Source organism: Streptosporangium sp. NPDC023825, from assembly GCF_040639575.1.
Classification (GTDB): Bacteria; Actinomycetota; Actinomycetes; order Streptosporangiales; family Streptosporangiaceae; genus Streptosporangium.
In genome coordinates this window covers 76,807-101,129 of the sequence record NZ_JBFAAE010000004.1, presented here as the reverse complement: position 1 = coordinate 101,129, position 24,323 = coordinate 76,807, and the positions used below count along the sequence as shown (strand labels likewise).

The 24,323-nt window shown below is 71.1% G+C and carries 23 protein-coding genes; 9 read left to right on the top strand and 14 right to left on the bottom strand.

Features of this window, described 5'->3' with window-relative positions; translation table 11 throughout:
• Window positions 1-2: 2 nt before the first annotated feature.
• Window positions 3-1,286, top strand: a complete 1,284-nt coding sequence (locus tag AB0G15_RS04980; RefSeq protein WP_362835432.1) for an ABC transporter substrate-binding protein — start codon at window positions 3-5, stop codon at window positions 1,284-1,286.
• Window positions 1,287-1,385: 99 nt separating this feature from the next.
• Complete coding sequence (locus AB0G15_RS04975; protein ID WP_362835430.1) at window positions 1,386-2,810, top strand: aminopeptidase P family protein; 1,425 nt, start codon at window positions 1,386-1,388, stop codon at window positions 2,808-2,810.
• Here the strand turns inward: AB0G15_RS04975 and AB0G15_RS04970 are convergent.
• Window positions 2,793-3,749, bottom strand: a complete 957-nt coding sequence (locus tag AB0G15_RS04970; protein ID WP_362835428.1) for a cation diffusion facilitator family transporter — start codon at window positions 3,747-3,749, stop codon at window positions 2,793-2,795. The genes AB0G15_RS04975 and AB0G15_RS04970 overlap by 18 nt on opposite strands.
• A 269-nt stretch (window positions 3,750-4,018) precedes the next feature.
• Between AB0G15_RS04970 and AB0G15_RS04965 the strand changes: the two genes are divergently transcribed.
• The 3 genes from AB0G15_RS04965 (at window position 4,019) to AB0G15_RS04955 (ending at window position 6,984) form a co-directional block, all read left to right on the top strand.
• Window positions 4,019-4,483: a MarR family transcriptional regulator gene (locus tag AB0G15_RS04965; protein ID WP_362676068.1), complete on the top strand. Its 465-nt coding sequence runs from the start codon at window positions 4,019-4,021 to the stop codon at window positions 4,481-4,483.
• Window positions 4,484-4,750: 267 nt separating this feature from the next.
• Window positions 4,751-5,431 carry an LppX_LprAFG lipoprotein gene (locus tag AB0G15_RS04960; protein ID WP_362676070.1) on the top strand — a complete coding sequence of 227 codons (681 nt, stop codon included), beginning with the start codon at window positions 4,751-4,753 and terminating at the stop codon, window positions 5,429-5,431.
• A gap of 2 nt (window positions 5,432-5,433) precedes the next feature.
• On the top strand, window positions 5,434-6,984 hold the full coding sequence (locus AB0G15_RS04955) for an MFS transporter (protein WP_362835426.1): 1,551 nt from the start codon (window positions 5,434-5,436) through the stop codon (window positions 6,982-6,984).
• Window positions 6,985-7,058: 74 nt separating this feature from the next.
• On the opposite strand, the gene der is transcribed toward AB0G15_RS04955, so the two are convergent.
• The 11 genes from der to AB0G15_RS04900 all read right to left on the bottom strand — a co-directional run bounded on the left by der (window position 7,059) and on the right by AB0G15_RS04900 (window position 18,584).
• Window positions 7,059-8,486, bottom strand: coding sequence for a ribosome biogenesis GTPase Der (gene der / locus AB0G15_RS04950; RefSeq protein WP_362835424.1), 1,428 nt, complete (start codon window positions 8,484-8,486; stop codon window positions 7,059-7,061).
• On the bottom strand, window positions 8,483-9,139 hold the full coding sequence (cmk, locus tag AB0G15_RS04945) for a (d)CMP kinase (RefSeq protein WP_362835422.1): 657 nt from the start codon (window positions 9,137-9,139) through the stop codon (window positions 8,483-8,485). The genes der and cmk overlap by 4 nt, the downstream gene beginning before the upstream one ends.
• A 92-nt stretch (window positions 9,140-9,231) precedes the next feature.
• On the bottom strand, window positions 9,232-10,341 hold the full coding sequence (locus tag AB0G15_RS04940) for a prephenate dehydrogenase (RefSeq protein WP_362835420.1): 1,110 nt from the start codon (window positions 10,339-10,341) through the stop codon (window positions 9,232-9,234).
• Between the two features lie 7 nt (window positions 10,342-10,348).
• Window positions 10,349-10,708, bottom strand: coding sequence for a chorismate mutase (gene aroH, locus AB0G15_RS04935; protein ID WP_362835418.1), 360 nt, complete (start codon window positions 10,706-10,708; stop codon window positions 10,349-10,351).
• A 77-nt stretch (window positions 10,709-10,785) separates the two neighbouring features.
• Window positions 10,786-12,783, bottom strand: a complete 1,998-nt coding sequence (locus AB0G15_RS04930) for a pseudouridine synthase (protein ID WP_362835416.1) — start codon at window positions 12,781-12,783, stop codon at window positions 10,786-10,788.
• Window positions 12,783-13,412 carry an SMC-Scp complex subunit ScpB gene (gene scpB, locus AB0G15_RS04925; protein ID WP_362835413.1) on the bottom strand — a complete coding sequence of 210 codons (630 nt, stop codon included), beginning with the start codon at window positions 13,410-13,412 and terminating at the stop codon, window positions 12,783-12,785. The genes AB0G15_RS04930 and scpB overlap by 1 nt, the downstream gene beginning before the upstream one ends.
• Entirely contained in the window at window positions 13,405-14,238 is an 834-nt protein-coding gene (locus AB0G15_RS04920) for a segregation/condensation protein A (RefSeq protein ID WP_362835411.1), read from the bottom strand. The genes scpB and AB0G15_RS04920 overlap by 8 nt, the downstream gene beginning before the upstream one ends.
• Before the next feature lie 30 nt (window positions 14,239-14,268).
• Window positions 14,269-15,216 carry a ParA family protein gene (locus AB0G15_RS04915; protein ID WP_329093373.1) on the bottom strand — a complete coding sequence of 316 codons (948 nt, stop codon included), beginning with the start codon at window positions 15,214-15,216 and terminating at the stop codon, window positions 14,269-14,271.
• A gap of 99 nt (window positions 15,217-15,315) precedes the next feature.
• Window positions 15,316-16,242, bottom strand: a complete 927-nt coding sequence (locus tag AB0G15_RS04910) for a tyrosine recombinase (protein ID WP_362835930.1) — start codon at window positions 16,240-16,242, stop codon at window positions 15,316-15,318.
• Between the two features lie 12 nt (window positions 16,243-16,254).
• Entirely contained in the window at window positions 16,255-16,917 is a 663-nt protein-coding gene (locus tag AB0G15_RS04905) for an NUDIX hydrolase (RefSeq protein ID WP_362835409.1), read from the bottom strand.
• Window positions 16,914-18,584 (bottom strand): CTP synthase, encoded by a 1,671-nt coding sequence (locus AB0G15_RS04900; protein ID WP_362835407.1) that lies wholly within the window; start codon window positions 18,582-18,584, stop codon window positions 16,914-16,916. Before AB0G15_RS04900 ends, AB0G15_RS04905 begins: the two co-directional genes overlap by 4 nt.
• 156 nt (window positions 18,585-18,740) lie before the next feature.
• On the opposite strand from AB0G15_RS04900, the gene AB0G15_RS04895 reads away from it, so the two are divergent.
• From AB0G15_RS04895 to AB0G15_RS04880, 4 genes are all read left to right on the top strand, one after another.
• On the top strand, window positions 18,741-19,454 hold the full coding sequence (locus AB0G15_RS04895; RefSeq protein WP_362835405.1) for an acyltransferase: 714 nt from the start codon (window positions 18,741-18,743) through the stop codon (window positions 19,452-19,454).
• A 67-nt stretch (window positions 19,455-19,521) separates the two neighbouring features.
• Window positions 19,522-20,115, top strand: coding sequence for a DUF4126 domain-containing protein (locus tag AB0G15_RS04890; RefSeq protein WP_362835403.1), 594 nt, complete (start codon window positions 19,522-19,524; stop codon window positions 20,113-20,115).
• A gap of 208 nt (window positions 20,116-20,323) precedes the next feature.
• Window positions 20,324-20,938 carry a hypothetical protein gene (locus AB0G15_RS04885; protein WP_362835401.1) on the top strand — a complete coding sequence of 205 codons (615 nt, stop codon included), beginning with the start codon at window positions 20,324-20,326 and terminating at the stop codon, window positions 20,936-20,938.
• A 153-nt stretch (window positions 20,939-21,091) separates the two neighbouring features.
• A complete protein-coding gene (locus tag AB0G15_RS04880; protein WP_362835399.1) occupies window positions 21,092-21,682 on the top strand; it encodes a Uma2 family endonuclease in 591 nt (196 codons plus the stop codon).
• On the opposite strand, the gene AB0G15_RS04875 is transcribed toward AB0G15_RS04880, so the two are convergent.
• Both AB0G15_RS04875 and uvrB read right to left on the bottom strand, forming a co-directional pair.
• Window positions 21,669-22,052 carry a hypothetical protein gene (locus AB0G15_RS04875; protein ID WP_362835397.1) on the bottom strand — a complete coding sequence of 128 codons (384 nt, stop codon included), beginning with the start codon at window positions 22,050-22,052 and terminating at the stop codon, window positions 21,669-21,671. The genes AB0G15_RS04880 and AB0G15_RS04875 overlap by 14 nt on opposite strands.
• A gap of 42 nt (window positions 22,053-22,094) precedes the next feature.
• Window positions 22,095-24,206 (bottom strand): excinuclease ABC subunit UvrB, encoded by a 2,112-nt coding sequence (gene uvrB, locus AB0G15_RS04870; RefSeq protein WP_362676104.1) that lies wholly within the window; start codon window positions 24,204-24,206, stop codon window positions 22,095-22,097.
• Window positions 24,207-24,323: the final 117 nt, after the last annotated feature.

The window sequence follows — 24,323 nt, the reverse complement described above, 5'->3', positions numbered from 1 at the left end:
AAATGGGAATCCCAAGAACCCCTGTCCGACACATAGCGGTACTCGCCGCCCTCGCCCTGGCCGTCACCGCGTGCGCCAGCGAGAAGGCCACCGGTGGCAGCGGGGGCGCCGCCGCTCCCTCCGCCGTCGGGGGGGACGGCGTGAAGACGGGCCCCGGCGTCAGCGCCGACAAGATCACGATCGGCCTGATGACCGACCTCACCGGCCCGTACGCGTCGTTCGGCAAGAGCCTGACCCAGGCGCAGCAGCTGTACTTCGAGCAGACGAACGCGGCCGGGGGTGTGTGCGGGCGGCAACTGGAGGCCCTGGTGCGCGACCACGGTTACGACGCGCAGAAGGCGATCGCCTCCTACACCGAGATCGCCCCGAAGGTGGTGGCGATCGCCCACTTCGTCGGCTCGCCCATGGTCAACGCGCTCAAGCAGCGCATCGAGACCGACCAGATGCTCACCATCCCGCAGGCCTGGGCGACCGGGCTGCTCGGCAGCAAGTCCATCCAGGTCACCGGGACGACCTACGACATCGACATGATCAACGGGGTGGACTTCCTGGCCAAGGAGAAGGGCATCAAGTCCGGGGACAAGATCGGTCACCTGTACTTCGAGGGCGACTACGGCGAGAGCGCGCTGAACGGCTCCAAGTACGCGTCGGAGAAGCTCGGCCTCACGCTCGTGGAGCAGAAGATCAAGGCCACCGACCAGGACATGAGCGCCCAGGTCGCCGCGTTCAAGGCGGAGGGCGTCAAGGCCGTCCTGGTCTCCGTCGGCCCCAAGCAGACCGCCTCGCTCGTCGGCGTCTCGCTCGCCAAGGGCATGGACGTGCCGTTCGTCGGCAGCAACTCGGCCTACTCCCCCCAGCTGCTGCCCACCCCGGCCGGGCCCGCGCTGCTGAAGGACTTCTACTACATGACCGCGGGCACGCCGATCAGCGCCGACATGCCCGCCATGAAGAAGCTGGCCGCCGACTACGCGGCGAAGTACCCGGACACGGCCATCGACAGCGGCGTCCCCTCGGGCTACTCGGCGGCGGCGATCGTCGTCGACGCGCTCAAGAAGGCGTGCGAGGGCAAGGACCTGACCCGGGCCGCGGTGGTCGCCGCGCACCGCGGCCAGTCGTCCTGGGGTGCGGAGTTCGGCACGGTCATGGACTTCACCACGTTCGACAAGCCCGCCTCGCTGCTGTCGTACGTGGCCAAGCCGGACAAGGCCGCCCTGGGCGGCGCCGTCGTCTTCAAGGAGGCCGCCACGTCCGACCTGGCCAAGGAGTACCAGGTCCCGGTGGGCTGACCCGTGTGCGCGGTGCGGCTCCGTACCTGCCGGGGGTGCGGGCCGCACCGCTCCGGACTAGCGTGGGGGTGACCAGAGACCTTCGCGCCCGGGGACATAATGACCCAAAAGCTCAACACCGGCAGCCACGATCTGCCGGTCTCCGACGCCCTCGCCGCGTTCATGACCACCGGCTGGGCCGACACGCACCGCGACGACCTCGCGCCGCTGCCGCAGGCCGCCTACACCGCCAAGCGCCGCGCCGCGCTCGCCGCCCGCTTTCCCGGCGAGCGGCTGGTGATCCCGTCCGGCACACTCAAGGCCCGCAGCAACGACAGCGACTACCGGTTCCGGGCGCACAGCGCGTTCGCCTACCTCACCGGCGACCAGGAGCCCGACGACGTGCTCGTCGTCGAGCCCTCCGGGGAGGCCACGCTGTTCCTGCGCCCCCGCTCGCCGAGGTCGGCGCCGGGCCAGGCGGGGCAGGAGTTCTACCGCGACCGCCGCTACGGCGAGTTCTGGGTGGGCCGCCGCCCCGACCTGGCCGAGGCGGAGGCCATCCACCAGATCGCCTGCGCGCCGATCGACAGGCTGGACGACGCGCTCGCCGGGCCCGCGCGGGTGCTGCGCGGGGTGGACGCGTCCGTGGACGGGCGGGTCTCGCCCGGCGGCGGCGACGAGGAGCTGGAGACGTTCCTCTCCGAGATGCGGCTGGTCAAGGACGAGTGGGAGGTCGCCGAGCTGCAGTTCTCGGTCGACGCGACCACGCGTGGGTTCGAGGACGTGGCGCGGGCCCTGCCCGCCGCCCTGGGGCACCGGCGCGGCGAGCGCTACCTGGAGGGGGTCTTCGGCCTCCGCGCCCGCCTGGAGGGCAACGCGGTCGGCTACGACAGCATCGTGGCCTCCGGCGCCAACGCGTGCGTGCTGCACTGGATCCGCAACGACGGGCGGCTGGCCGGCGACGAGCTGCTGCTCCTCGACGCGGGCGTGGAGACCGACCACCTCTACACCGCCGACATCACCAGGACCCTGCCGGTGTCCGGGCGCTTCAGCCCGGTCCAGCGCCAGGTCTACGAGCTGGTGTACGAGGCCCAGGAGGCGGCGATCGCCACCCTGCGCCCCGGTGCGCGTTTCCGCGACTTCCACCGCGCGGCGATGCGCGTCATCGCGGAGGGACTGCACGACTGGGGCGTGCTGAAGATCGGCGCGGACGAGGCGATGGAGCCCGGGAGCGGCCTGTACCGCCGCTACACGCTGTGCAGCAGCGGCCACATGCTCGGCATGGACGTCCACGACTGCGCCAGGGCCCGCTCGGAGGCCTACCTGGACGGCGTGCTGGAGGAGGGGCAGGTGCTGACCGTCGAGCCCGGCCTCTACCTGCAGCCGGACGACCTGACGCTGCCGCCGGAACTGCGCGGCATCGGCGTGCGCATCGAGGACGACCTCGTCGTCACCGCCGACGGCGCCCGCCTCATGTCGGCCGGGCTCCCCCGCCACCCCGACGAGGTGGAGAGGTGGATGGAGAGTTCAGGCCTCGCGGGATGAGCGTCCGGGGGTGGGGTCGAGGAAGACCTGCGCCACCGAGGGGAACCGTTCCTTGAGCACGCGTTCCACCCGGTCGGCGGCCTCTTCCAGCCTCGCCCCCGTGGTGTCGTCCACGAAGTCGACGCGGGCGGCGACCAGCATCTCGCCGGGGCCCAGCATCATGGTCAGGAGTTCCACCACGCTCTCGACCTCGGGCAGGGCGGCGATCTCCTCCCGGATCCGCTCCGTCAGCCTCCCGGGCGCGGCCTGGCCGATCAGCAGGGAGGCGTTGGCGCGGATGAGGTGGAGCGCGACCCACAGGAGCAGCAGGCCGATCACCACGGAGGCGGTCCCGTCCCAGACGGACGAGCCGGTCAGCTGGGAGGCCAGCAGTCCCGCCGCGGCGATCAGCAGCCCGGCCAGGGCGGCCGCGTCCTCGAAGAGCACGGCCTTCAACGCCGTGTCGGAGGTCTTCGCGACGTAGCGCCGCGGGCTCACCTCGAGACGACGGGCCTCCCCCCGCACCTGCGAGAGGGCCTTGAGGAACGAGATCCCCTCGATCACGAACGAGACCGCGAGGACCACGTACGAGATCGTCAGGTCGGTGAGCCGCTCCCCCGCGAGGATCTCGTGCACCCCGTGGGTGACGGAGAACCCGGCCCCGCCGACGAGGGTGGCGAAGGCGGCCAGCAGCGCCCAGAAGAACCCCGCCTTGCCGTGGCCGAACGGGTGCCGCGCGTCTGCGGGGTGCCCGCCCCTGCGCACCGCGACGAACAGCAGGGCCTCGGTGACGGTGTCCGCGGCGGAGTGGGCGGCCTCGGACAGCATCGCCGACGAGCCGCTGATCAGCCCGGCGACCAGCTTGGCCACGGCGATCGCGAGGTTGGCCAGGCCCGCCACGATCACCGTGGCGAGGCTTTCCGATCCGGCCTTGCCGGCGTCCGCCCCGTTCCCAGCCATGCGGTCACCTTACGTGTGTCCCGTCCCTCGCATCCCAACGGTGACGCGACCTGTCCGGCCCGGCCGGCGGGACGGGGTCCGCGGACGGGGAAACCGCGGGTTTCGTCACGTTGCCACATCGCCTACCACCAGCGATCGGCATCTTCTGAGGTAAGTTCTGATCTATGACCCTGAAGCAAGCTCCGCCGGGCGGGCGGGGTGGTCGGCCGGGGGACGGATCCGCCGGAGTCGCGACCACACGCGCGGCGAACGAGAGTGGTGAGCGACCGGTGAGCGAGCAGGAGCCCCGCTGGCTGTCCTCGATCGAGCAGCGGGCGTGGCGTGCCCACCTCGCCGTGCACAAGCTCCTCGACCACCGTCTCGACCGTGAGCTCCAGCCCTTCGGGCTCTCGGTCAACGACTACGAGATCCTGGTGAACCTGTCGGAGACCCCCGGTCACCGCATGCGGATGAGCGACCTGGCGGATGCCACGATCCAGTCCCGCAGCCGCCTGTCCCACCAGATCTCCCGGATGGAGGCCGCCGGCCTGGTCGCCAGGGAGACCTGCGCCGACGACCGGCGCGGCACCTTCGCCGTCCTCACCGAACACGGCTGGGCCACCATCCAGAAGGTCGCGCCACACCACGTGGCCGGCGTGCGCCGGCATTTCATCGACCTGCTCACCGACGACCAGCTGATCGAGCTGGAAGCGGCGTACGCACCGGTGGTGGACCACCTCAAGGGCATCCGCTGACCCGTGCCGGACGGCGGGACCCGCGAAGGCCACAGAACCCTTCGCCGGCGCGAGACCGGGCGGGACAGACCGCGGCACCCTCCCCCGGCGCGAGACCGGGCGGCGCAGGCCGCGGAACCGTCCACCGGCGCGAGACCTGCCGGTGGGGTCCGCGAGGGCGTCAGCCGACGCGAAACCCGGCGGGGAAACCGGTTGGGACGCCCGCCGACGCGAAACCGATACCGGTCGTTACTCCTTAGTAGACCGGAGTGTCGTTACGATCCGCCCATGTCTGCTCGCCGGATCCTCATCACCGCGGTGATCGCCGCGTTCTTTCTGGTCACCGCGTGCAGCGGCAGTGGTGCCTCCGACGGCACAGCGGCCCTTCCCGACGGAGCCGACCTGCTCAGGAAATCCGCGGACGCGACGCGCGCCGTGAAGTCGGCCGCCTTCTCGATGGAGACCGAGGGCGCGCCCCCCGTACCGGTCAAGAAGGCCTCCGGCCGCCTCAGCGGGACCGGCGACGCGGACGGCACCCTCCAGATCGACGTGATGGGCAGTCTCCAGGAGATCAATTTCGTACTGATCGGGGAGACCGTCCACTTCAAGGGCGTGACCGGCGGCTTCCAGCGGATGTCGCGGAGCCAGCTGGCGGCGATCTACGACCCCTCCGCCATCCTCGACCCGGACAAGGGCGTCGTGCAGCTGCTGGCCAACGCGCTGGACGCGAAGACCCAGGCGGCGGAGAAGCTGGACGGCGTCGACGCCTACCGGGTCTCGGCGACGCTCTCCCAGCAGGTGCTCGCCACGATGGTGCCCGGCCTCACGCAGAGCGTCGACGCCGTACTCTGGATCGACAAGGCCACCAGCCGGCTGCTCAAGGCGGACCTGCCCCTGACCGGCGGCAAGGTGATCGTGGCCTTCAGCGACTACGACGTGCCGGTCCAGGTCACCGCTCCGGCGGAGTGACGATGACCCGTACCACCCCGGAGGGCGCGCTCGCGGCCCGGCGGCGGACCGCCCTCGGCGTCGGCGGCACGGCGGTGCTGCTGGCGGCCCTGGACGCGTATGTGGTGGTCACCGTCCTCGTCGACATCGCGAGGGACGTCGACGTCCCCCTCAACCACCTGGAGCGGGCCACTCCGATCGTCACCGGCTTCCTGCTCGGCTACATCGCGGCCATGCCGCTGCTCGGCCAGCTCTCCGACCGCTACGGCAGGCGCCCGCTCATCCACCTGTGCCTGGCGGGCTTCGCCGTGGGCTCGGTCGTCACCGCGCTGGGCGACACGGTGCCCTGGCTGGTCGCGGGACGGGCCGTGCAGGGCGTCGCGGGCGGCGCGCTGCTGCCCATCACCATGGCCCTGATCGGGGACCTGTGGGACGAGGACGAGCGTCCGGTGGCGCTCGGCGCGGTGGGATCGGCCCAGGAGCTCGGCAGCGTGCTGGGCCCCCTGTACGGCGCGGCCCTCGCCGCCCTGGTCCCGGCCACCCTCCAGGTCGGCGGCGTGCAGCTCGGCGGCTGGCGGTCGATCTTCTGGCTGAACGTCCCGCTGGTGGCCCTGGCGGCGATCGCCGTGCAGCGGTCGGTGCCGCCGCCCGCCCGCGACCGTGCCCGCGGGAGCACTGAGCGCGTCGACGTGGTCGGCGGGCTGCTGCTCGCGCTCGCGCTCGGCCTGCTCGTGGCCGGTCTCTACAACCCCGACCCCGACGAGTCGATCCTTCCCCCGTGGGGCATTCCCACGATCGTCGCCGGGGTCGTGTCCGGTGCCGCGTTCGTCGCGTGGGAGTGGCGCGCCAGGACCCGGCTGATCGACATGACGGGGGTGTCGCGCGGCCCGTTCCTCGCCACGCTCGGGGTGAGCTTCCTGAGCGGCGCCGCGCTGCTGGTGACCCTGGTCGACGTGCAGCTCTCGGCGCAGACGCTGCTGGGCCTGGACAGCCTGGACGGCGCCCTGGTGCTGTCGCGCTTCCTCGTCGCGCTCTCCGTGGCCGCGCTGGCAGGCGGTGTCATGGCCCGCCGCTACGGCGAGCGCGCGGTGACGGTGATCGGGCTTGCGGTGGCCGCCGCCGGATACGTCCGCATCGGCCAGTGGCCCCTGGACCTGGCCTCGGCCGGATACCGCATGGACGCCGACCTGATCGTCGCCGGCCTGGGGCTCGGCCTGGTGATCGCCCCGATCTCCTCGGCGGTGCTGCGGGCCGTACCCGCCGCCCGGCACGGGGTGGCCTCGGCGGCGGTGGTCGTGGCCCGGATGATGGGCATGCTGCTCGGCGTCGCCGGGCTGTCGGCGTGGGGCTTCCACCGCTTCCAGTCGCTCACCGCCGACCTGGACACGCCGCTGCCCTTCGGCGTGGACCCCCTCGTGTACGCCGGGCGGCTCGCCGAGTACCAGCGCGAGGTGAAGGAGGCGCTGCACACCGAGTACAGCGAGATCTTCCTGATCACCTCCGTCCTGTGCGGGGTGGGCGTGCTGGTCGCGCTGCTGCTGCCACGCGGGTCCGGGCGGGTGGACGGGACCTGACCCCCGGGCGCGGGCCGGAACCCGAGACGGCCCCGCCCCGGACAGGAGTCCTGTCCGGGGCGGGGCCGTCGCCGCTACTTCTTCTTCTGCCCCTGGCGCTTCTCGCGGATCTTCATGGTGACCTCGATGGGCGACCCGGCGAAGCCGAACTCCTCGCGGATCCGGCGCTCGATGAAGCGGCGGTAGGTCTCCTCCAGGAAGCCCGAGGTGAACAGCACGAACTTCGGCGGTTCCGTCGACGCCTGCGTGGCGAAGAGGATCTTGGGCTGCTTACCGCTGCGGACCGGCGGCGGGGTGGCCGCGACCAGGTCGGTCAGGAAGGCGTTGAGCCGGGCGGTGGGCACCCGGGTCGACCAGGAGTCGAGGGCCTTCTCGATCGCGGGGACGATCCGGTCGACGTGCCAGCCGTTCTTCGCCGAGATGTTGATCCGCAGCGCCCACGGCACGCGGACGAGCTGGCGGTCGATCTCCTTCTCCAGGTAGTAACGGCGGTCCTCGTCGAGCAGGTCCCACTTGTTGAACGCCACGACCATGCACCGGCCGGACTCGATCACCAGGGAGATGATCCGCAGGTCCTGCTCGGTCAGCACGTCGCTGGCGTCGATGAGCACCACCGCGATCTCCGAGCGCTCCAGGGCCCCCCGGGTGCGCATGCTCGCGTAGAAGTCGGCGCCCTTGAGCTCGCGGTCACGCCGCCTGATCCCGGCGGTGTCGACGAAGCGCCAGGTCTTGCCGCCGAGCTCGACCAGCTCGTCCACCGGGTCGCGGGTGGTGCCCGCCATCGGGTCGACGAGCACGCGCTCGGAGCCCGCCAGCTTGTTCAGCAGCGAGGACTTGCCCACGTTGGGCTTGCCGACCAGGGCGACCCTGCGCGGGCCGCGCTCGGGGCCGAAACGCTGCTCGGGCGTCTCCGGCAGCTTGTCGAGGATCACGTCCAGCAGGTCGCCGCTGGAGCGGCCGTGCAGGGCCGAGACCGGCTGCGGCTCGCCCAGGCCGAGGGCCCACAGCCCGGCGGCCTCGAGCTCCATCTGCTGGTTGTCGACCTTGTTGGCGGCGAGGATGACCGGCTTGCCGGACCCGCGCAGCACGTGGCCGACGATCTCGTCCGCGTCGGTCACGCCCACGACGGCGTCGACCACGAACAGGATCACGTCGGCCAGCTCGGCCGCGACCTGGGCCTGCTCGGCGATCTTCAGCGCCATGCCGGTCGCGTCGGGGTCCCAGCCTCCGGTGTCGACCACCGTGAACCGGCGCCCCCGCCACGTGGCGTCGTACGTGACCCGGTCGCGGGTCACCCCCGGCACGTCCTCCACGACCGCCTCCCGGCGGCCGATGATCCGGTTGACCAGGGTGGACTTGCCCACGTTGGGGCGGCCCACCACGGCCACTACCGGCTGCGGGGCCGTGTCGGGCCCCACATCCCGCTGCGAGCTGTCGTCGGTCCCTGAATCGGCGAGCTCCGCGTCGATCCAGCCGTTGTCGTCGTCGTATACCCCGGTCACGCCTTTTCCTTAATCACACGCAGTATTTCGGCGATGACCTCTTCGAGGTTCAGCGCCGTGGTGTCGAGCTCGACGGCGTCGGCCGCCTTCGCCAGCGGGTCTGCCTTCCTGGTCGAGTCGAGGGTGTCGCGGCGGGCCATCGCGGCCCGCTGCGCCGCCACCGTGGTCCCGGTGAGCTCCGCCGTGCGGCGCAGCGCCCTGGCGTCCGCGCTCGCGGTCAGGTAGATCTTGACCGCGGCGCCGGGCGCCACCACCGTGCCGATGTCACGGCCCTCGACGACGATGCCGCCCGAGCCGATGATCTCACGCTGCTCGGCCACCAGGCGGTGGCGTACCTCGGGCACCGCGCTGACCGCCGAGACGGCCGCGGTGACCTCGGCGGTGCGGATCGGCGCGACGGCGTCGACGCCGTCGACCGCCACCACCGCCGTGTCCGGGTCGGTGCCCAGCGTGAGGACCGGGTCGAGCGCCCTGGCGGCGATCGCCTCGGGATCGGCGAGGTCGACGCCCTTCTGGAGCATCCACCAGGTGATCGCCCGGTACATCGCGCCGGTATCGAGGTAACGCAGCCCCAAGGCTCGCGCCACCCCTCGTGACGCGCTCGACTTGCCCGATCCCGAAGGACCGTCCATGGCGACGACCAGTCCGGTCACGACGCCTCTCCCTTGCAGCCCGCTTCAGTTGTCCGTACGAGGCTACCGGGAGCCGGGAAGGAACCACGCATCGAGCGAGAAGGCGGACGGGGTCACGGCAGGTGCCAGCCGTTCTCCCGCAGAGCCTCGGCCAGCGCCTCCACCGCCTCCGGCTGCACCCAGAGCTCGGCGGCGCCCAGCGGCAGCCCGGGGGCGTGCTCGAGCCGGACGTCCTCGATGTTGACGCCCGCCTCCTTGGCCGCCTGGAAAAGCCGGGCCAGCTCGCCGGGCCGGTCGCCGACGATGACCTGGACGGCCGTGTAGGTGCGCGCGGGACCACCGTGCTTGCCGGGGATCCGGCCCGTGCCCGCGACGCCCCGGTACAGCAGCTCGGTGACGCGGGTCATGGCGCCGGGGTCGGCGGAGGCCGCCGAGGTACGGAGCGAGGCCGCCGCGGCGGCCAGGTCGGCCGCCACCGCCTCCAGCACCTCGGCCACCGGCAGCGCGTTGCCCGACAGGATCCCGGTCCACAGCCTCGGGTCGCCCGCCGCGATGCGGGTGACGTCGCGCACCCCCGGCCCGGCCAGGCCGAGCGCGGAGGCCGACGCCTCCGCGAGGCGGGCGGCCACCGCGGAGGCGGTCACGTGCGGGGCGTGTGAGACGACCGCCACGGCCCTGTCGTGCTCCTCGGCACCGATCCTGACCGCCTCGCCGCCGCAGAGCTTGACGAGCCCGTACAGGGCCTCCACGGCGTCGGGCGAGGTCTCCTCGGTCGGGCACAGCGCCCACGGGCGCCCGAGGAACAGGTCGGCCCGCGCCGCGGCGGGCCCGGAGCGCTCGCGTCCGGCGAGCGGGTGCCCGGCGACATAGGTCGTCAGGTCGCAGCCGAGGCTCGCGGCCTCCCTGAGCGGAAGCGCCTTCACGCTGGCCACGTCGGTGTAGAAACGGGCCGTACCGGCCTTCTGGAGGGCGGCGAGCCGCTCCGCGACCGCCTGCGGCGGGACCGCGATGATCGCGACGTCCACCGTCACGCCCTCGGCCCACTCGACGCCGGCGCCCAGCTCCCGCGCCAGCCGCAGGGATCCCGCGTCGCGGTCGTCCAGGTGGACGGCCACGCCCTGCTCGCGCAGGGCCAGCGCGATCGAGGTGCCGATCAGTCCCGTGCCGACGACCAGGACGCTTCCGAGGCCGCTCACCCGAGCCCCCCGGAGGTGGTTCCGCATAAGGGGCTCACTGGGCGATGTCCACGCGAAGGGCGACCGCGCCACGCAGGTAGACGTGCTGGATCTCCTGGCGGGGCCGGTCGACCTCGACGTGGGCCATCAGCCGCACCACGCGGGGCAGCGCGCCGGGGACGTCGATCTCGGAGGCGCAGATCAGCGGGACGTCGTGGAAGCCGAGCTTGCGGGCGGCCAGGGCGGGGAACTCGGCGGTGAGATCGGGCGTGGCCGTGAAGATCACGCTGATCACGTCGTCGGTGGTGAGCCTGTTGCGCCCCATCACCTCCGCGACCAGTTCGGTGACGCCGGACAGGATGTCGTCCCGGTCGTTGGACTCGACCTGGATCGCACCGCGGATCGCCCGCACCATCGTCGTTCCTCCAGTCCCTCCGCGCCGGATCACCCTCGAGGGTGATCCGGCGCGTCCTAACACGCGTTCAGGGAAGGCTACAACCCGACGGCGGCGTAGAGTTCCCCGACTTCCGTGAGGGTCAGCGCACGCACGGTGCCCGGCTTGAGGCGGCCGAGCTTGACCGGGCCGAACTCGATGCGGGCCAGGTCGATGACCGGGTGCCCGACCTCCTCCAGCATGCGGCGGACGATGTGCTTGCGACCCTCGTGCAGCACGATCTCGATCAGCGCCTGCTGGCCGTGCTCCTGGACCAGGGCGAAGGAGTCGGCCTTGGCGAGGCCGTCCTCCAGCTCGACGCCCTTCTTCAGGCGGCGGCCGAGGTCGCGCTCGATCCGGCCGGGAACCTTCGCCCAGTACTTCTTCTGGACGCCGTAGCTCGGGTGGGTGAGCCTGTTGGCCAGCTCGCCGTCGTTGGTGAGCAGGATCAGGCCCTCGGTCTCGGTGTCGAGACGTCCCACATGGAACAGCCGCTCGGTGCGGTCGGCCACGAAGTCGGCCAGCGAGGGGCGGCCGTCCGGGTCGGACATGGTGCTGACGACGCCGATCGGCTTGTTGATCGCGAGGTAGACCAGGTCGGGCATGGTCGGCAGGCGCTTGCCGTCGACGTGGATGACCTGCCTGGCGGGGTCGACCCGGGCGCCGAAGCGGCGGACCACCTGGCCGTCGACCGTCACCCGGCCCTCGCCGATCATGTCCTCGCAGGCCCGGCGGCTGGCGACGCCCGCCTGGGCGAGGACCTTCTGCAGCCGGATGCCGTCGGGAACCTCGGTGGTGTCGCGCTCGTCGACGTAGTCGCGGTCGTAGAAGTCGGAGTCGCGCTTGGGCTGGCGAGCGGTCTTGAACCGGTCGTTCGCGATCGTGCCCGGCCTGAGCGGCGCCTTCGCCGCGGGAGCCCGGCCGGCGGATCGGTCACCGGAGCGGTCCGCGGGGGCCCGGCGCTCGCCGTACGCCCCGGCGCTGCCGCCACCGATGGTCTGGACGTCGTCCCGGCGCCCGGTCCTGCCGAAGCGGCCGCGGGAGCCGCCGGCGGGCGCGTCGCCGCGACCGCGGTCGGAGCCGGGCCTGCCGCGCGAGCCGTCACGGTCGGCGCGGAAGCCGCCGCGGTCGTCGCGGCGCGGGCCGTCAGAACGGAAACCGCCCTGCGAACCGCCCGAGGGCCTGCCCCCGCCGTACTGACTCCGCGAACCGTCCCGTTCCGCCCGGAAACCCCCACGATCATCACGACGCGGACCGTCGGAACGGAAACCACCGGACGACGAACCACCGCGATCATCGCGGCGCGGGCCGTCCGAACGGAAGCCACCGCGATCATCGCGACGCGGACCGTCGGAACGGAAGCCACCGCGATCATCGCGGCGCGGGCCGTCGGAACGGAAACCGTCGCGGTCGTCGCGGCGCGGGCCGTCGGAACGGAAGCCACCGCGCGAACCGCCGAACGACGAACCACCGCGGTCGTCACGACGCGGGCCGTCGGAGCGGAAACCGCCCTGCGAACCCCCCTGCGAACCGCCCGAGGGCCTGCCCCCGCCGTACTGACTCCGCGAACCGTCCCGCTCCGCCCGGAAACCCCCACGATCATCACGACGCGGACCGTCGGAACGGAAACCACCGGACGACGAACCACCGCGATCATCGCGGCGCGGGCCGTCCGAACGGAAACCACCGGACGACGAACCACCGCGATCGTCACGACGCGGGCCGTCGGAACGGAAACCGCCCTGCGAACCACCCGAGGGCCTGCCCCCGCCGTACTGACTCCGCGAACCGTCCCGCTCCGCCCGGAAACCCCCACGATCATCACGACGCGGACCGTCGGAACGGAAACCACCGGACGACGAACCACCGCGATCGTCGCGGCGCGGGCCGTCGGAGCGGAAACCGCCCCGGGACCCGCCGGAGGAGGACCCGCCTCGGGAGGAGCCGCCGCGGAATCCACCGGACTGCGAGCCCCCACGGGGATTGCCACCGCGCGGGGCTCCGCCACGGCCTTGACCGCGTCCATCACCGGACGGGGTACTACGCCTGTTGTTCACTACTTCTGCTCCTCTAGGGATTCCATGTCGTCGGGCAGGAAGGGTGCCAGCTCGGGAAGCTCGTCGAGCTCCCGCAGGCCCATCCGCTCGAGAAAATACGAACTCGTCCGGTAGAGCACGGCTTGGCTCTCCGGTTCGGTGCCGGCCTCTTCGACCAGCCCCCTCGTCATCAGCGTGCGCATGACGCCGTCGCTGTTGACACCGCGGATGGCCGCCACCCGGGCCCGGCTCACCGGCTGCCGGTAGGCGACCACGGCCAGGGTCTCCAGCGCGGCCTGGGTCAGGCGCGTCTGCTGGCCGTCGCGGACGAACCGCTCCACGAGTGGCGCGCACTCGGCCCGCGTGTAGAACCGCCAGCCGCCCGCGACCTCTCTCAGGTCGAAACCCCGTCCGGCGGCGGTGTATTCCGCCGAGAGCTCCCGGATCGCCCGCCCGATCTCGTGGACGGGCCGTTCCAGAACCTGGGCGAGCGTCACCTCGGCGACGGGCTCGTCGACCACCAGCAGGATGGCCTCCAGCCCGGCACGCAGGTCCGGCTCGGCACGCGGGCCCGGCTCGGCGTGCGGACCGGGCTCGGCGGACGGGCCGAGCTCGGCACGCGAACCGGGCTCGGGCGCCAGGTCAGTCATCGGCGGGCTCTCTCCTCGGGCTGTTCGGGGTCTCGTCGTAGTCGTCGGCCACGGCGACGTCGCCGTCGTCGCTGCCGGTCCAGGTCACGTGCAGCTCTCCGAGAGGCTCCACCTGCTCGAAGGACACGGCCGCCTCCCGGTAGAGCTCCAGGACGGCCAGGAAACGCGCCACGACCTCGAAGGTTCCGGCGCAGTCGGAGGTGAGGGCCCGGAAAGTCGCCCGGCGCATCCGCCGCAGCCGCTCGACAAGGATAACCGCCTGCTCGCGGACATTGGCGAGCGGTTGGTAGATGTGGGCCGTCGAGACCGACGGGGGCACCTTGGGGGCGAAGGCCCGCTGAGCGATCTCCGCGAGGCGGTCTGGGCCGATGCCGAGGATCAGCTCGGGCAGCAGGCTCGCGAACTCGGCCTCCATCGGCACGGTGCGGGGGAAGCGCAGCGCCTCCTCGGCCATCCGGCCGGAGAAGACCTTGACGACCTCCTTGTAGGCCCGGTACTGCAGGAGGCGGGCGAACAGCAGGTCACGGGCCTCCAGGAGGGCCAGGTCCTCCTCGTCGTCGACCTCGCCCGAGGGCAGCAGCCTGGCGGCCTTGAGATCGAGCAGGGTCGCCGCGACGAGCAGGAAGTGACTCGTCTGGTCCAGGTCCCACTCCGGGCCCCTGGCCCGGATGTAGGAGATGAACTCGTCGGTCACCTGGCTGAGCGAGACCTCGGTGATGTCCAGCTTGTGCTTGGAGATCAGACCGAGCAGGAGGTCGAAAGGACCCTCGAAGACCTCCAGATGCACCTTGAAGGTGTCATCGTCGGTCCTCGGCTGCTCGGTCATCCCGCCATTGTCCCGCACCCGGGGGTGGGATCACCGCTCCAGCGCGGCCCACCTGGCCAGGACTTCCCTGGCGAGCTCGCGGTAGGCGCTGGCACCGAGCGAGGAGGAGTCGAAGCTGGTGATGGGCTCACCGGCCACGGTGGCGTCGGGAAAGCGAACCGTCCGGTTGATCACCGTGTGGTAGACCTTCTCGTCGAAGGCCTCGACGACCCGGGCCAGCACCTCGCGGCCGTGCAGGGTGCGCGCGTCGTACATGGTGGCGAGCAGGCCCTCGATGACCAGCTCGTCGTTGATGCGCTCCTGGACCTTGATGATGGTGTCCATGAGCAGCGCGACACCGCGCAGCGCGAAGAACTCGCACTCCAGCGGCACCATGACGCCGTGCGCGCAGGCCAGCGCGTTGATCGTGAGCAGTCCCAGGGAGGGCTGGCAGTCGATCAGGCACACGTCGTACTCGGGCAGGAGGGGCTTGATCACCCGGCCGAGCACCTGCTCGCGGGCGACCTCCGTGACGAGCTGGACCTCCGCGGCCGACAGGTCGATGTTGCTGGGCAGCAGGTCCATGCCCTCGACGCCGGTCTCCAGCAGCACGTCCCTGGCGGTGATCTGCCGCTCCATGAGGAGGTTGTAGACCGTCAGGTCGAGCTGGAGGGGGTTGATGCCGAGGCCGACCGAGAGGGCACCCTGCGGGTCGAAGTCGACCAGCAGGACCTTGAGCCCGGCCTCCGCCAGCGCGGCGCCCAGGTTGATGGTGGTCGTCGTCTTGCCGACGCCGCCCTTCTGGTTGACCATGGCGACGACCCTCGCCGGCCCGTGCACCGTACGGGGGGGCGGGTCGGGGAAGACCGGCCGGGGACGCCCGGTCGGGCCGAGGACTCCCCCGCTGCGAGGGGTCCCGGCGGTCTTGGTGTCGCCCCAGGGATTCTCGGGGTTTGCCGGGGTCGTTCCCCGGATAGAACCGTCGGTGGTCACAGTCACCAGTCGAACCTCCCTGACGGCCTCTAACCGGACCGTCCGGACGGACACTATGGCGTCAACACGTATGCGGCAAGGCGGCACGCCCGGACATAAGCAAGGTCAATCCCGTGTGCGCGGATGCGCGGCGGCATAGACCTCGCGGAGCTTGTCGACCGTGACCTGTGTGTACACCTGGGTGGTGGTCACCGAGGCGTGGCCGAGTAGTTCCTGGACCACCCTAACGTCCACACCCCCGTCAAGGAGGTGGGTTGCGAACGAATGTCGCAACATATGTGGCGACACTCCTTCGAGCCCGCCGCGCTCGGCGGCGGCCTGGAGGACCTCCCAGGCGCCCTGGCGGGTGAGCCGCCCGCCCCTGGCGTTGAGGAAGAGCCCCGAGGTGCCCCGGCCGTGTGAGGCGATACGCGGGCGCGCGCGGGTGAGGTAGGCGCGCAGCGCCTCCCCCGCGAAGCCGCCCAGGGGCACCAGCCGGGTGCGTCCGCCCTTGCCGCGCAGGCGCACCCGCTGGGCCTCGGCCCCCAGGTCGACGTCGTCGACGGTGAGCCCCACGGCCTCGGAGATGCGCGCCCCGGTGCCGTACAGCAGCTCGAGCAGTGCCCGGTTACGCAGCGTGAGCGGGGCTCCGTCGGGCCCCGAGGCGGCGATCAGGCGCTCCACGTCGCGGACGCTGATCGCCCTGGGAAGCCGCCTGAGCTGGCGCGGCGAGCGCACCTCGTGGGCCGGGTCGTGGCGGCAGACGCCCTGGCTCAGCGCGAAGCGGTGCAGGCCGCGCACCGCGGAGACGGCCCGCGCCGCCGAGGCGGCGACGAGGGCCTGGTGCCCCCCGCCGCCCTCCCTGAGCGCCGCCACGAAGGCGGTGACGTCACCCTCGGCGACCTCGCCGAAGGTGACGCGGCCGCGCTGCTTGAGATGCTCCACGTACCGCAGGAGGTCACGGCGATAGGAGGCCAGGGTGTTGGCGGCCAAGCCCCGCTCCACGGCCAGGTGGGCGAGGTAACTGGACAGGACGGCCTCCGTCTCGCTCAGGGTGTCCTCCTGTCATGCCTCCGGTGCGTCGGCGGGCCGCAGTGAGGCGAATCCGTCCGCCGAAGCGGCGTATGCGGCGAGAATACCGGCCACGGCTTGGGAATTGTGGATCATTCCCGCCATGGCACGCCGAACCGCGTCGGACAGGGGAATCCAGACCACCGGCATGTCGGCCTCCTCGTGCCGGTGGACGAAGTCCAGCTCCCCCTCCGGGATGGGGCTGACGTCCCTGGCGAGGAAGATGCGGGTGCGCTCGTCGCTCATCCCGGGCGAGGTGAAGGCGTCGACCAGGGTGTGCCAGGTGCCCGCCCGGTAGCCCGCCTCCTCGGCGAGCTCGCGGGCCGCCCCCGCCTGCAGGGCCTCGCCCTCGACGTCGCGCAGTCCGGCGGGCAGCTCCCACAGCAGCCGCCGTGCCGGGTGGCGGTACTGGCGGATCAGCAGGACCCGCCCCCGCTCGTCGAGGGCGACGACGGCCACGGAGCCCGGGTGGGTCACGTAGTCGCGGTCGACGACCTCGCCGTCCGGCATCACGACCGCGTCGGTGACCCCGGTGATGACGCGGGCGCGGAAGCGCTCGGTGGAGGAGGCGACCTTCCACTCCTCGGGAACGTCCACGACGTCCACAGCGTCCACGGCGTCCCGGCCCTCCCCCGCGCCCGCTCGCGAGCCGCTCACTTTCCCCGCCCCGCCTTGGCGGCGGTGCCGCGGATGTCGGCGTACGTCAGGGCGGCGCCGATCAGGCCCTTGAACAGCGGGTGCGCCCGGGTCGGCCGGGAACGGAACTCGGGGTGCGCCTGGGTGCCGATGAAGAAGGGGTGGACGTCGGCGGGCAGCTCGGCGTACTCCACCAGGCGGCCGTCGGGCGAGAGGCCGGAGAAGACCATGCCGACCTTCTCCAGCTGCTCGCGGTAGGCGTTGTTGACCTCGTAGCGGTGGCGGTGGCGCTCGTCCACCTTCGCCATGCCGTACAGCTGGCGGGCGAGCGTGCCCTCGCCGAGCCTGGCCGGGTACAGGCCCAGCCTCATGGTGCCGCCCATGTCGCGCTCGCCGGAGACGACGTCCTCCTGGTCGGCCATGGTTGAGATGACCGGGTGGGTGGTCTCGGCGTCGAACTCGGTGCTGCCGGCGTCCTCGATGCCCGCGAGGTTGCGGGCGGCGTCGATGACCATGCACTGCATGCCCAGGCAGATGCCGAGCAGCGGGATCTTGTTCTCCCTGACGTGCCGGATCGCGCCGACCTTGCCCTCGATGCCGCGTACGCCGAAGCCGCCGGGCACCAGGACCCCGTCGACGCCGTCGAGCTCGCGGGCCGCGCCCTCGGGGGTCTCGCAGTCGTCGCTCTTGACCCAGCGGATGTTGACGCGGGCGTCGTTGGCGAAGCCGCCCGCGCGCAGCGCCTCGGTCACCGACAGGTAGGCGTCGGGCAGGTCGATGTACTTGCCGACGAGCGCGATCGTGACCTCGTTGGCCGGGCGGTGCACCCGGCGCAGGAGCTGCTCCCACTCCTTCCAGTCGACGTCCCTGAAGGGCAGGCCCAGGCGGCGCACCACGTAGGCGTCCAGGCCCTCGGAGTGCAGGACCTTGGGGATGTCGTAGATGCTGGCGGCGTCGATGGCGGAGACGACCGCGTCCTCGTCCACGTCGCACATCAGGCTGATCTTGCGCTTGAGCGAGTTGGTGATCGGCCGGTCGGAGCGGCACACGATCGCGTCGGGCTGGATGCCGATGCTGCGCAGCGCGGCGACCGAGTGCTGGGTCGGCTTGGTCTTCAGCTCGCCGCTCGGCCCGATGTACGGCAGCAGCGAGACGTGCAGGAAGAACACGTTGTCGCGGCCGACCTCGTGGCGGACCTGGCGGACGGCCTCCAGGAAGGGCAGCGACTCGATGTCGCCCACGGTGCCGCCGACCTCGGTGATGACCACGTCCACGTCGGGCCCGGCCATCGACCGGATGCGGTCCTTGATCTCGTTGGTGATGTGCGGGATGACCTGCACGGTGTCCCCGAGATACTCGCCGCGGCGCTCCTTGGCGATGACGTTGGAGTAGACCTGGCCGGTGGTCACGTTGGCCGAGCCGTGCAGCTCGGTGTCGAGGAACCGCTCGTAGTGGCCGACGTCGAGGTCGGTCTCGGCGCCGTCGTCGGTGACGAACACCTCACCGTGCTGGAACGGGTTCATCGTGCCGGGGTCGACGTTGAGGTAGGGGTCGAGTTTCTGCATGGTGACCCGCAGGCCGCGCAGCTTGAGAAGGCGCCCGAGGCTGGAAGCCGTCAGTCCCTTCCCAAGACTGGAGGCGACGCCGCCGGTGACGAACAGATGCTTGGTGTGTGCGGCGCTGCGCAAGAAGGCTCCCGTGGTCGTTACAGATCGTCGGCGCACCCTGATGAATGGCCTACAGGTCCACGGGCTCTCAGAATAACAAACGGTGCAGGCGAAGTACCCGAACAACCCCCCACCCGCGTTCTCCTCAAACCCAACCAAGCGGTAATTTGATCCGTTATGTCACTTCATGGTGTGGTACGGCGTGCCCTGGGCAGCCTCGTCCACCGGCTCTGGGAGGCGGCCCGCAAGGCCGGAGACGTCACCCCCGCCAGCCCCGCCGGATACCGCTTCCGGCGCCTCGGCGAGGGCACCTGCCTGTCGTTCCCGCTGGGAGCCGTCTTCGGCGAGGCCTGGATCGAGATCGGCGACCACACCCTGATCGGCGAGCGGGTCTCCATCTCCACGGGCATGGGCCCCGGGGTGGACCTGGGCCCGGACTCGATCGTGCGGATCGGCGGGGGCTGCTCCATCGGCAGGGGCAGTCACATCGTGGGCCACCAGTCGATCGACATCGGCGACGACGTCTTCACCGGCCCGTACGTCTACATCACCGACCAGAACCACGTCTACGACGACCCCGAGGCGCCGATCGGCCGCCAGTGGCCGCGCAACAACCCGGTGTCGATCGGGTCCGGCTCGTGGCTGGGCACCGGCGCGATCATCCTGCCGGGCACCCGGATCGGCAGGCAGTGCGTGGTGGCGGGCGGGGCGGTGGTGCGCGGGGAGTTCCCCGACCACAGCGTGATCGCGGGCATCCCCGCCAAGGTGGTGCGCCACTACGTACCGGGCCAGGGGTGGCTGCCGCCCCACCTGGAGGTCGCGGAGAACGCCAGGAACGCCAGGGACGTCAGGAACCCCGTGGACACCGAGACCGGAGTGATATCGCGATAGGGGACGGATCGGGATCGATCGACGGCCGGGAACCGTTGAAGGAGGAGAGAGACACTACGGAGGTGCGATGCTCGCGGCACTGACGGGCCTTGGACTCTCCACCGCGGCCGGGCTCAACGCCTACATCCCGCTGCTGGTGGTCGGCCTGCTCGCCAACTTCACCGACCACGTACGGCTGCCGCAGGAGTTCGCCTGGCTGTCCAACGGCTGGGTGCTCGGGATCATCGGCGTGCTGCTCCTGGCGGAGTTCGTGCTCGACAAGGTCCCGGTGGTCGACAGCGTCAACGACATGATCCAGACCGTCGTCCGCCCGGCCTCCGGCGGCGTGGTCTTCAGCGCCACCGAGGCCGCCGCCCGGCTGGACGGCTCGACCTGGATGACCCACAACCCCTGGCTCAGCTGGGTGCTGGGAATCGCGATCGCCCTCGCCGTGCACACCATGAAGGCGACCACCAGGCCCGTGGTCAACGCCACCACGGCCGGGGTGGGGGCGCCCGTGGTCAGCACGGTCGAGGACGCCGGGGCCCTGGGCATCAGCCTGGTGGCGATCTTCCTGCCGGTCCTGGTCGTCGTGGTGGTGGCGGGGCTGGCGCTGTTCGCCTGGTGGGCGACCCGCAGGATACGGCGACGGCGGCGAGCGGCCGCCCCGAGCCTGCGATGAGACCGCGCCCGCGCGACACCGTCACAGGCCCCGGTGCGGTCCGTGTCGCGGACCGCACCGCGGTGCCCCTCATGACCGGTGCCGCGCACCCCGCCGGGGGCGCCGCGGCACCGCTCTCCGCACCGGCCGACCCCGCGAGGCCTGACGCCCGCGCGGGGACCGCGGCGCGGGCTATGCTCGAAACACCCTGTCCAGCCCCTGTCGGGAGGTGGCTCCGATCGGCGATTTCCTCATCGTCCTGCTGGTGATCATGTTCTTCTTCCTCCTCCTGGGAGGAGTCGGGATCTACCTTCTGGTCAAGGTCGGCAGGAAGGCCACGAAGAAGGCCAGGGCCGTCTCCACCAGGGTCGCGACCCATGTGGCGGCGATGGGCACCGGCGACGCCGCGGAGACCGAGCGGATGCGCATCGACCTGCGGCGTGAGGTCTCCCTGACCCGCCAGGCCGTGGACCACGCGCTGCGCGACGGCTGGGGCCTGGGCGACCTGCCCCACCTCGTGGCGGAGATCTCGGTGCACGCCGACCAGCTCGACGCCCAGCTCGCCCACTACGCCCAGGAGCGCCGGGTCTCGCCCTACATCGACCACACGGCGCTGAGCCGCCTGCGCGAGCACCACGCCAAGCTGACCACGTCCTGCGCCAGGATCAGGGCCGACCTGCGCAACGACCAGATGGCGCACTCGGCCGGGAGCATCGAGGAGATCCAGGGGCGCACCGACCTGGAGATCGAGGCGCGCCGCCGCGCTCCCGACCCGCTGGACCAGATCGACGAGCTCTACAACCGCACGATGATCAACCGCTCCCACCCCGACGACTCCCACTGACCCTCCTCTCCCGGCGGCTCCCGCCGCCGGGCGGGCCACCGGTCGGCGACCTTGTGGTCATCGCGTCTCGAACGGCCTGCGGCCCGCACACGCCGGGTGTCAGGATGACTCCGTCAGGTAATGTTCCTGGGTGTCGCCGAAGGAGGTTCTCTGATGACAGCCGTTTTCCCCGAGTGGTTCTACCCGGGGCCGACCGGCGGATGGACCGCCGACATGCTCGATCATCTTCCCCCTGGCGCGCCCCGGCATGTCGAACTGATCGACGGGTCGCTCATCATGATGTCTCCGCAGACCGCTTTCCACATGTTCGTCATCAACTTGATGATCGATAAGCAACGTGGCATACGACCGCCGGCTCATCTCAGGGTCGTCCGGGAGATGACCGTGACATTGGGAATGAGGCAGCGGCCCGAGCCCGACATCATGGTGGTGGCGAGTTCCGCGCTGACGAGCCTGAGGACGACCTCGTTCAAACCCGAGGACGTGCACCTGGTGGTCGAGGTGGTGTCCCCCGAGTCGCTGGAGCGAGACCGCACCACCAAGCCCATCAAATACTCCGACGCCGGGATCAGACACCTTTGGCGCGTGGAGCAGGAGGACGACAGGCCCGTCGTCTACACCTTCGAGCTGGAGCCCGCCGTCAAGGCGTACGTTCCGACGGGCATCCACCGGGGGCGGTTGAAGACGGATGTCGGCTTCGAGGTCGACATCGATCTCGACCTCGGTGAGTTCATCGGTTCTTGACATCCCTGCGGCGGCCGGGGCCGGTGGCCTCCGCGTCGGAGGGGAACGACGAGCCCCACCTCCCGGCGAGGTCGTCGTAGCCGGCTCCGGCGTTGATGCGGGCCCGCATGGCCTGGGCCTGGGCGGTGGTGGGCAGGAAGCCGTCGAGCAGGGCGGGAAGGCCGAGGCGCCAGTCGTGCCGGTCGGGCTCGTCGGCGACCATCTCGGCGATCGCCGACTCCTCCTCGGCGGACAGCCCAGTCCCACCGAATCGCTCTTGCAGGAACCCCCGCCAGCCGTCCTCGACGATCCGGTCGACCAGCGCCGCGCATCGGGCACAGCCGGGCGCCCCGCCGTACTCCCAGCAGCCGCAGTCGGTACACCGTCGCATCAGGCGACCGTACCGGCCGCGGCGGCCAGGAGGAAGGCGAGGTCAGGAGACCCCGGCCTCGCGCATGTCGCGCACCTCCCGCTTGAGCTCCTTGATCTCGTCGCGGAGCCGGGCGGCGACCTCGAACTGGAGGTCGGTGGCGGCCTGGTGCATCTGCTCGGTGAGCGACTCCATCAGCGCCTCCAGCTGTGCCCTGGGCATCTCTCCGGCGATCGCCTTGGCGTGCTGGCCCGCCTGCTTGATCGCGAAGCCGGGGACGGGGGCCTTGCCGCGCGACTGCTGGCGGCCGCTGCCGCCGAGGAGCTGGGCGGTGTCGGCGTCCTCGCGGTTGAGCGAGTCGAGGATGTCGGCGATCTTCTTGCGGAGCGGCTGCGGGTCGATGCCGTTGGCCTCGTTGTAGGCGATCTGCTTGGCCCGGCGGCGGTTGGTCTCGTCGATCGCCCGTTCCATGGAGGGAGTGACCCGGTCGGCATACATGTGCACCTGGCCGGAGACGTTTCTGGCCGCGCGGCCGATGGTCTGGATCAGGGAGGTCTCCGAGCGCAGGAAGCCCTCCTTGTCGGCGTCGAGGATGGCCACCAGCGACACCTCGGGCAGGTCGAGACCCTCGCGGAGCAGGTTGATGCCGACCAGCACGTCGAACTCGCCCATCCGCAGCTCGCGCAGCAGCTCGATGCGGCGCAGGGTGTCGACCTCGCTGTGCAGGTAGCGGACCCGGATGCCGAGCTCCAGCAGGTAGTCGGTGAGGTCCTCGGACATCTTCTTGGTCAGCGTGGTGACCAGGACCCGCTCGTCCTTCTCCGTACGGGTGCGGATCTCGTGGACCAGGTCGTCGATCTGCGACTTGGTCGGCTTGACGATCACCTCGGGGTCGATCAGGCCGGTCGGCCGGATGACCTGCTCGACCACGTCGCCCTTGGAGCGGCCCAGCTCGTAGGAGCCGGGGGTGGCCGACAGGTAGACCGTCTGGCCGATCCGCTCCAGGAACTCCTCCCACTTCAGCGGGCGGTTGTCCATCGCGGACGGCAGGCGGAAGCCGTGGTCGACGAGGGTGCGCTTGCGGGAGGCGTCCCCCTCGTACATCGCGCCGATCTGCGGGACGGTCTGGTGGGACTCGTCCAGGACCAGCAGGAAGTCCTCGGGGAAGTAGTCGAGCAGGGTGTTGGGCGCGCTGCCCGGGGTGCGGCCGTCCATGTGGCGCGAGTAGTTCTCGATGCCGGAGCAGGTGCCGATCTGGCGCATCATCTCCAGGTCGTAGGTGGTGCGCATGCGCAGCCGCTGGGCCTCCAGGAGCTTGCCCTGGCGCTCCATGGTCTCCAGGGTCTCGGCCAGCTCGGCCTCGATGCCCCGGACGGCGTTCTCCATCCGCTCGGCGCCCGCGACGTAGTGGGAGGCGGGGAAGATGTAGAGCTCCTCGTCCTCGGTGATCACCTCGCCGGTGAGCGGGTGCATGGTCGCGAGCTTCTCGATCTCGTCGCCGAACATCTCGATCCGCACGGCGAGCTCTTCGTACTTGGGGATGATCTCGACGGTGTCGCCGCGCACCCGGAAGGTGCCCCGGGTGAAGGCCATGTCGTTGCGGGTGTACTGCATGTCGACCAGGCGGCGCAGCAGGGTGTCGCGGTCGATCTCCTGGCCGACCTTGAGCCTGACCATGCGGTCGACGTACTCCTGCGGGGTGCCCAGGCCGTAGATGCACGACACGGAGGCCACCACGATCGTGTCGCGGCGGGTCAGCAGCGAGTTGGTCGCCGAGTGGCGCAGCCGCTCGACCTCCTCGTTGATCGAGGAGTCCTTCTCAATGTAGGTGTCGCTCTGCGGGACGTACGCCTCGGGCTGGTAGTAGTCGTAGTAGGAGACGAAGTATTCGACGGCGTTGTTGGGCATCATCTCGCGCAGCTCGTTGGCGAACTGGGCGGCGAGCGTCTTGTTGGGCTGGATGACCAGGGTCGGCCGCTGGAGGCGCTCTATCAGCCAGGCGACCGTGGCGGTCTTGCCCGTGCCCGTGGCGCCCAGCAGGACGTTGTCCCTGTCGCCGGCCTTGACACGCCGTTCGAGCTCGGCGATCGCGGCGGGCTGGTCGCCCGATGGGGTCATGTCGGTGACGACCTCGAAGGGCGCCACCCTGCGCTGCAAATCTGTTACCGGCCTCACCTGTTCCACTGTAGGTGGCGTGACCGACAATCCTTCTTCATAGGTCCGCGCACGGGTGGACCGGCGTCAACCGCGTGGCAAGCGATCCGCAACCGGGATCCCCTTGACTGTCTCGCG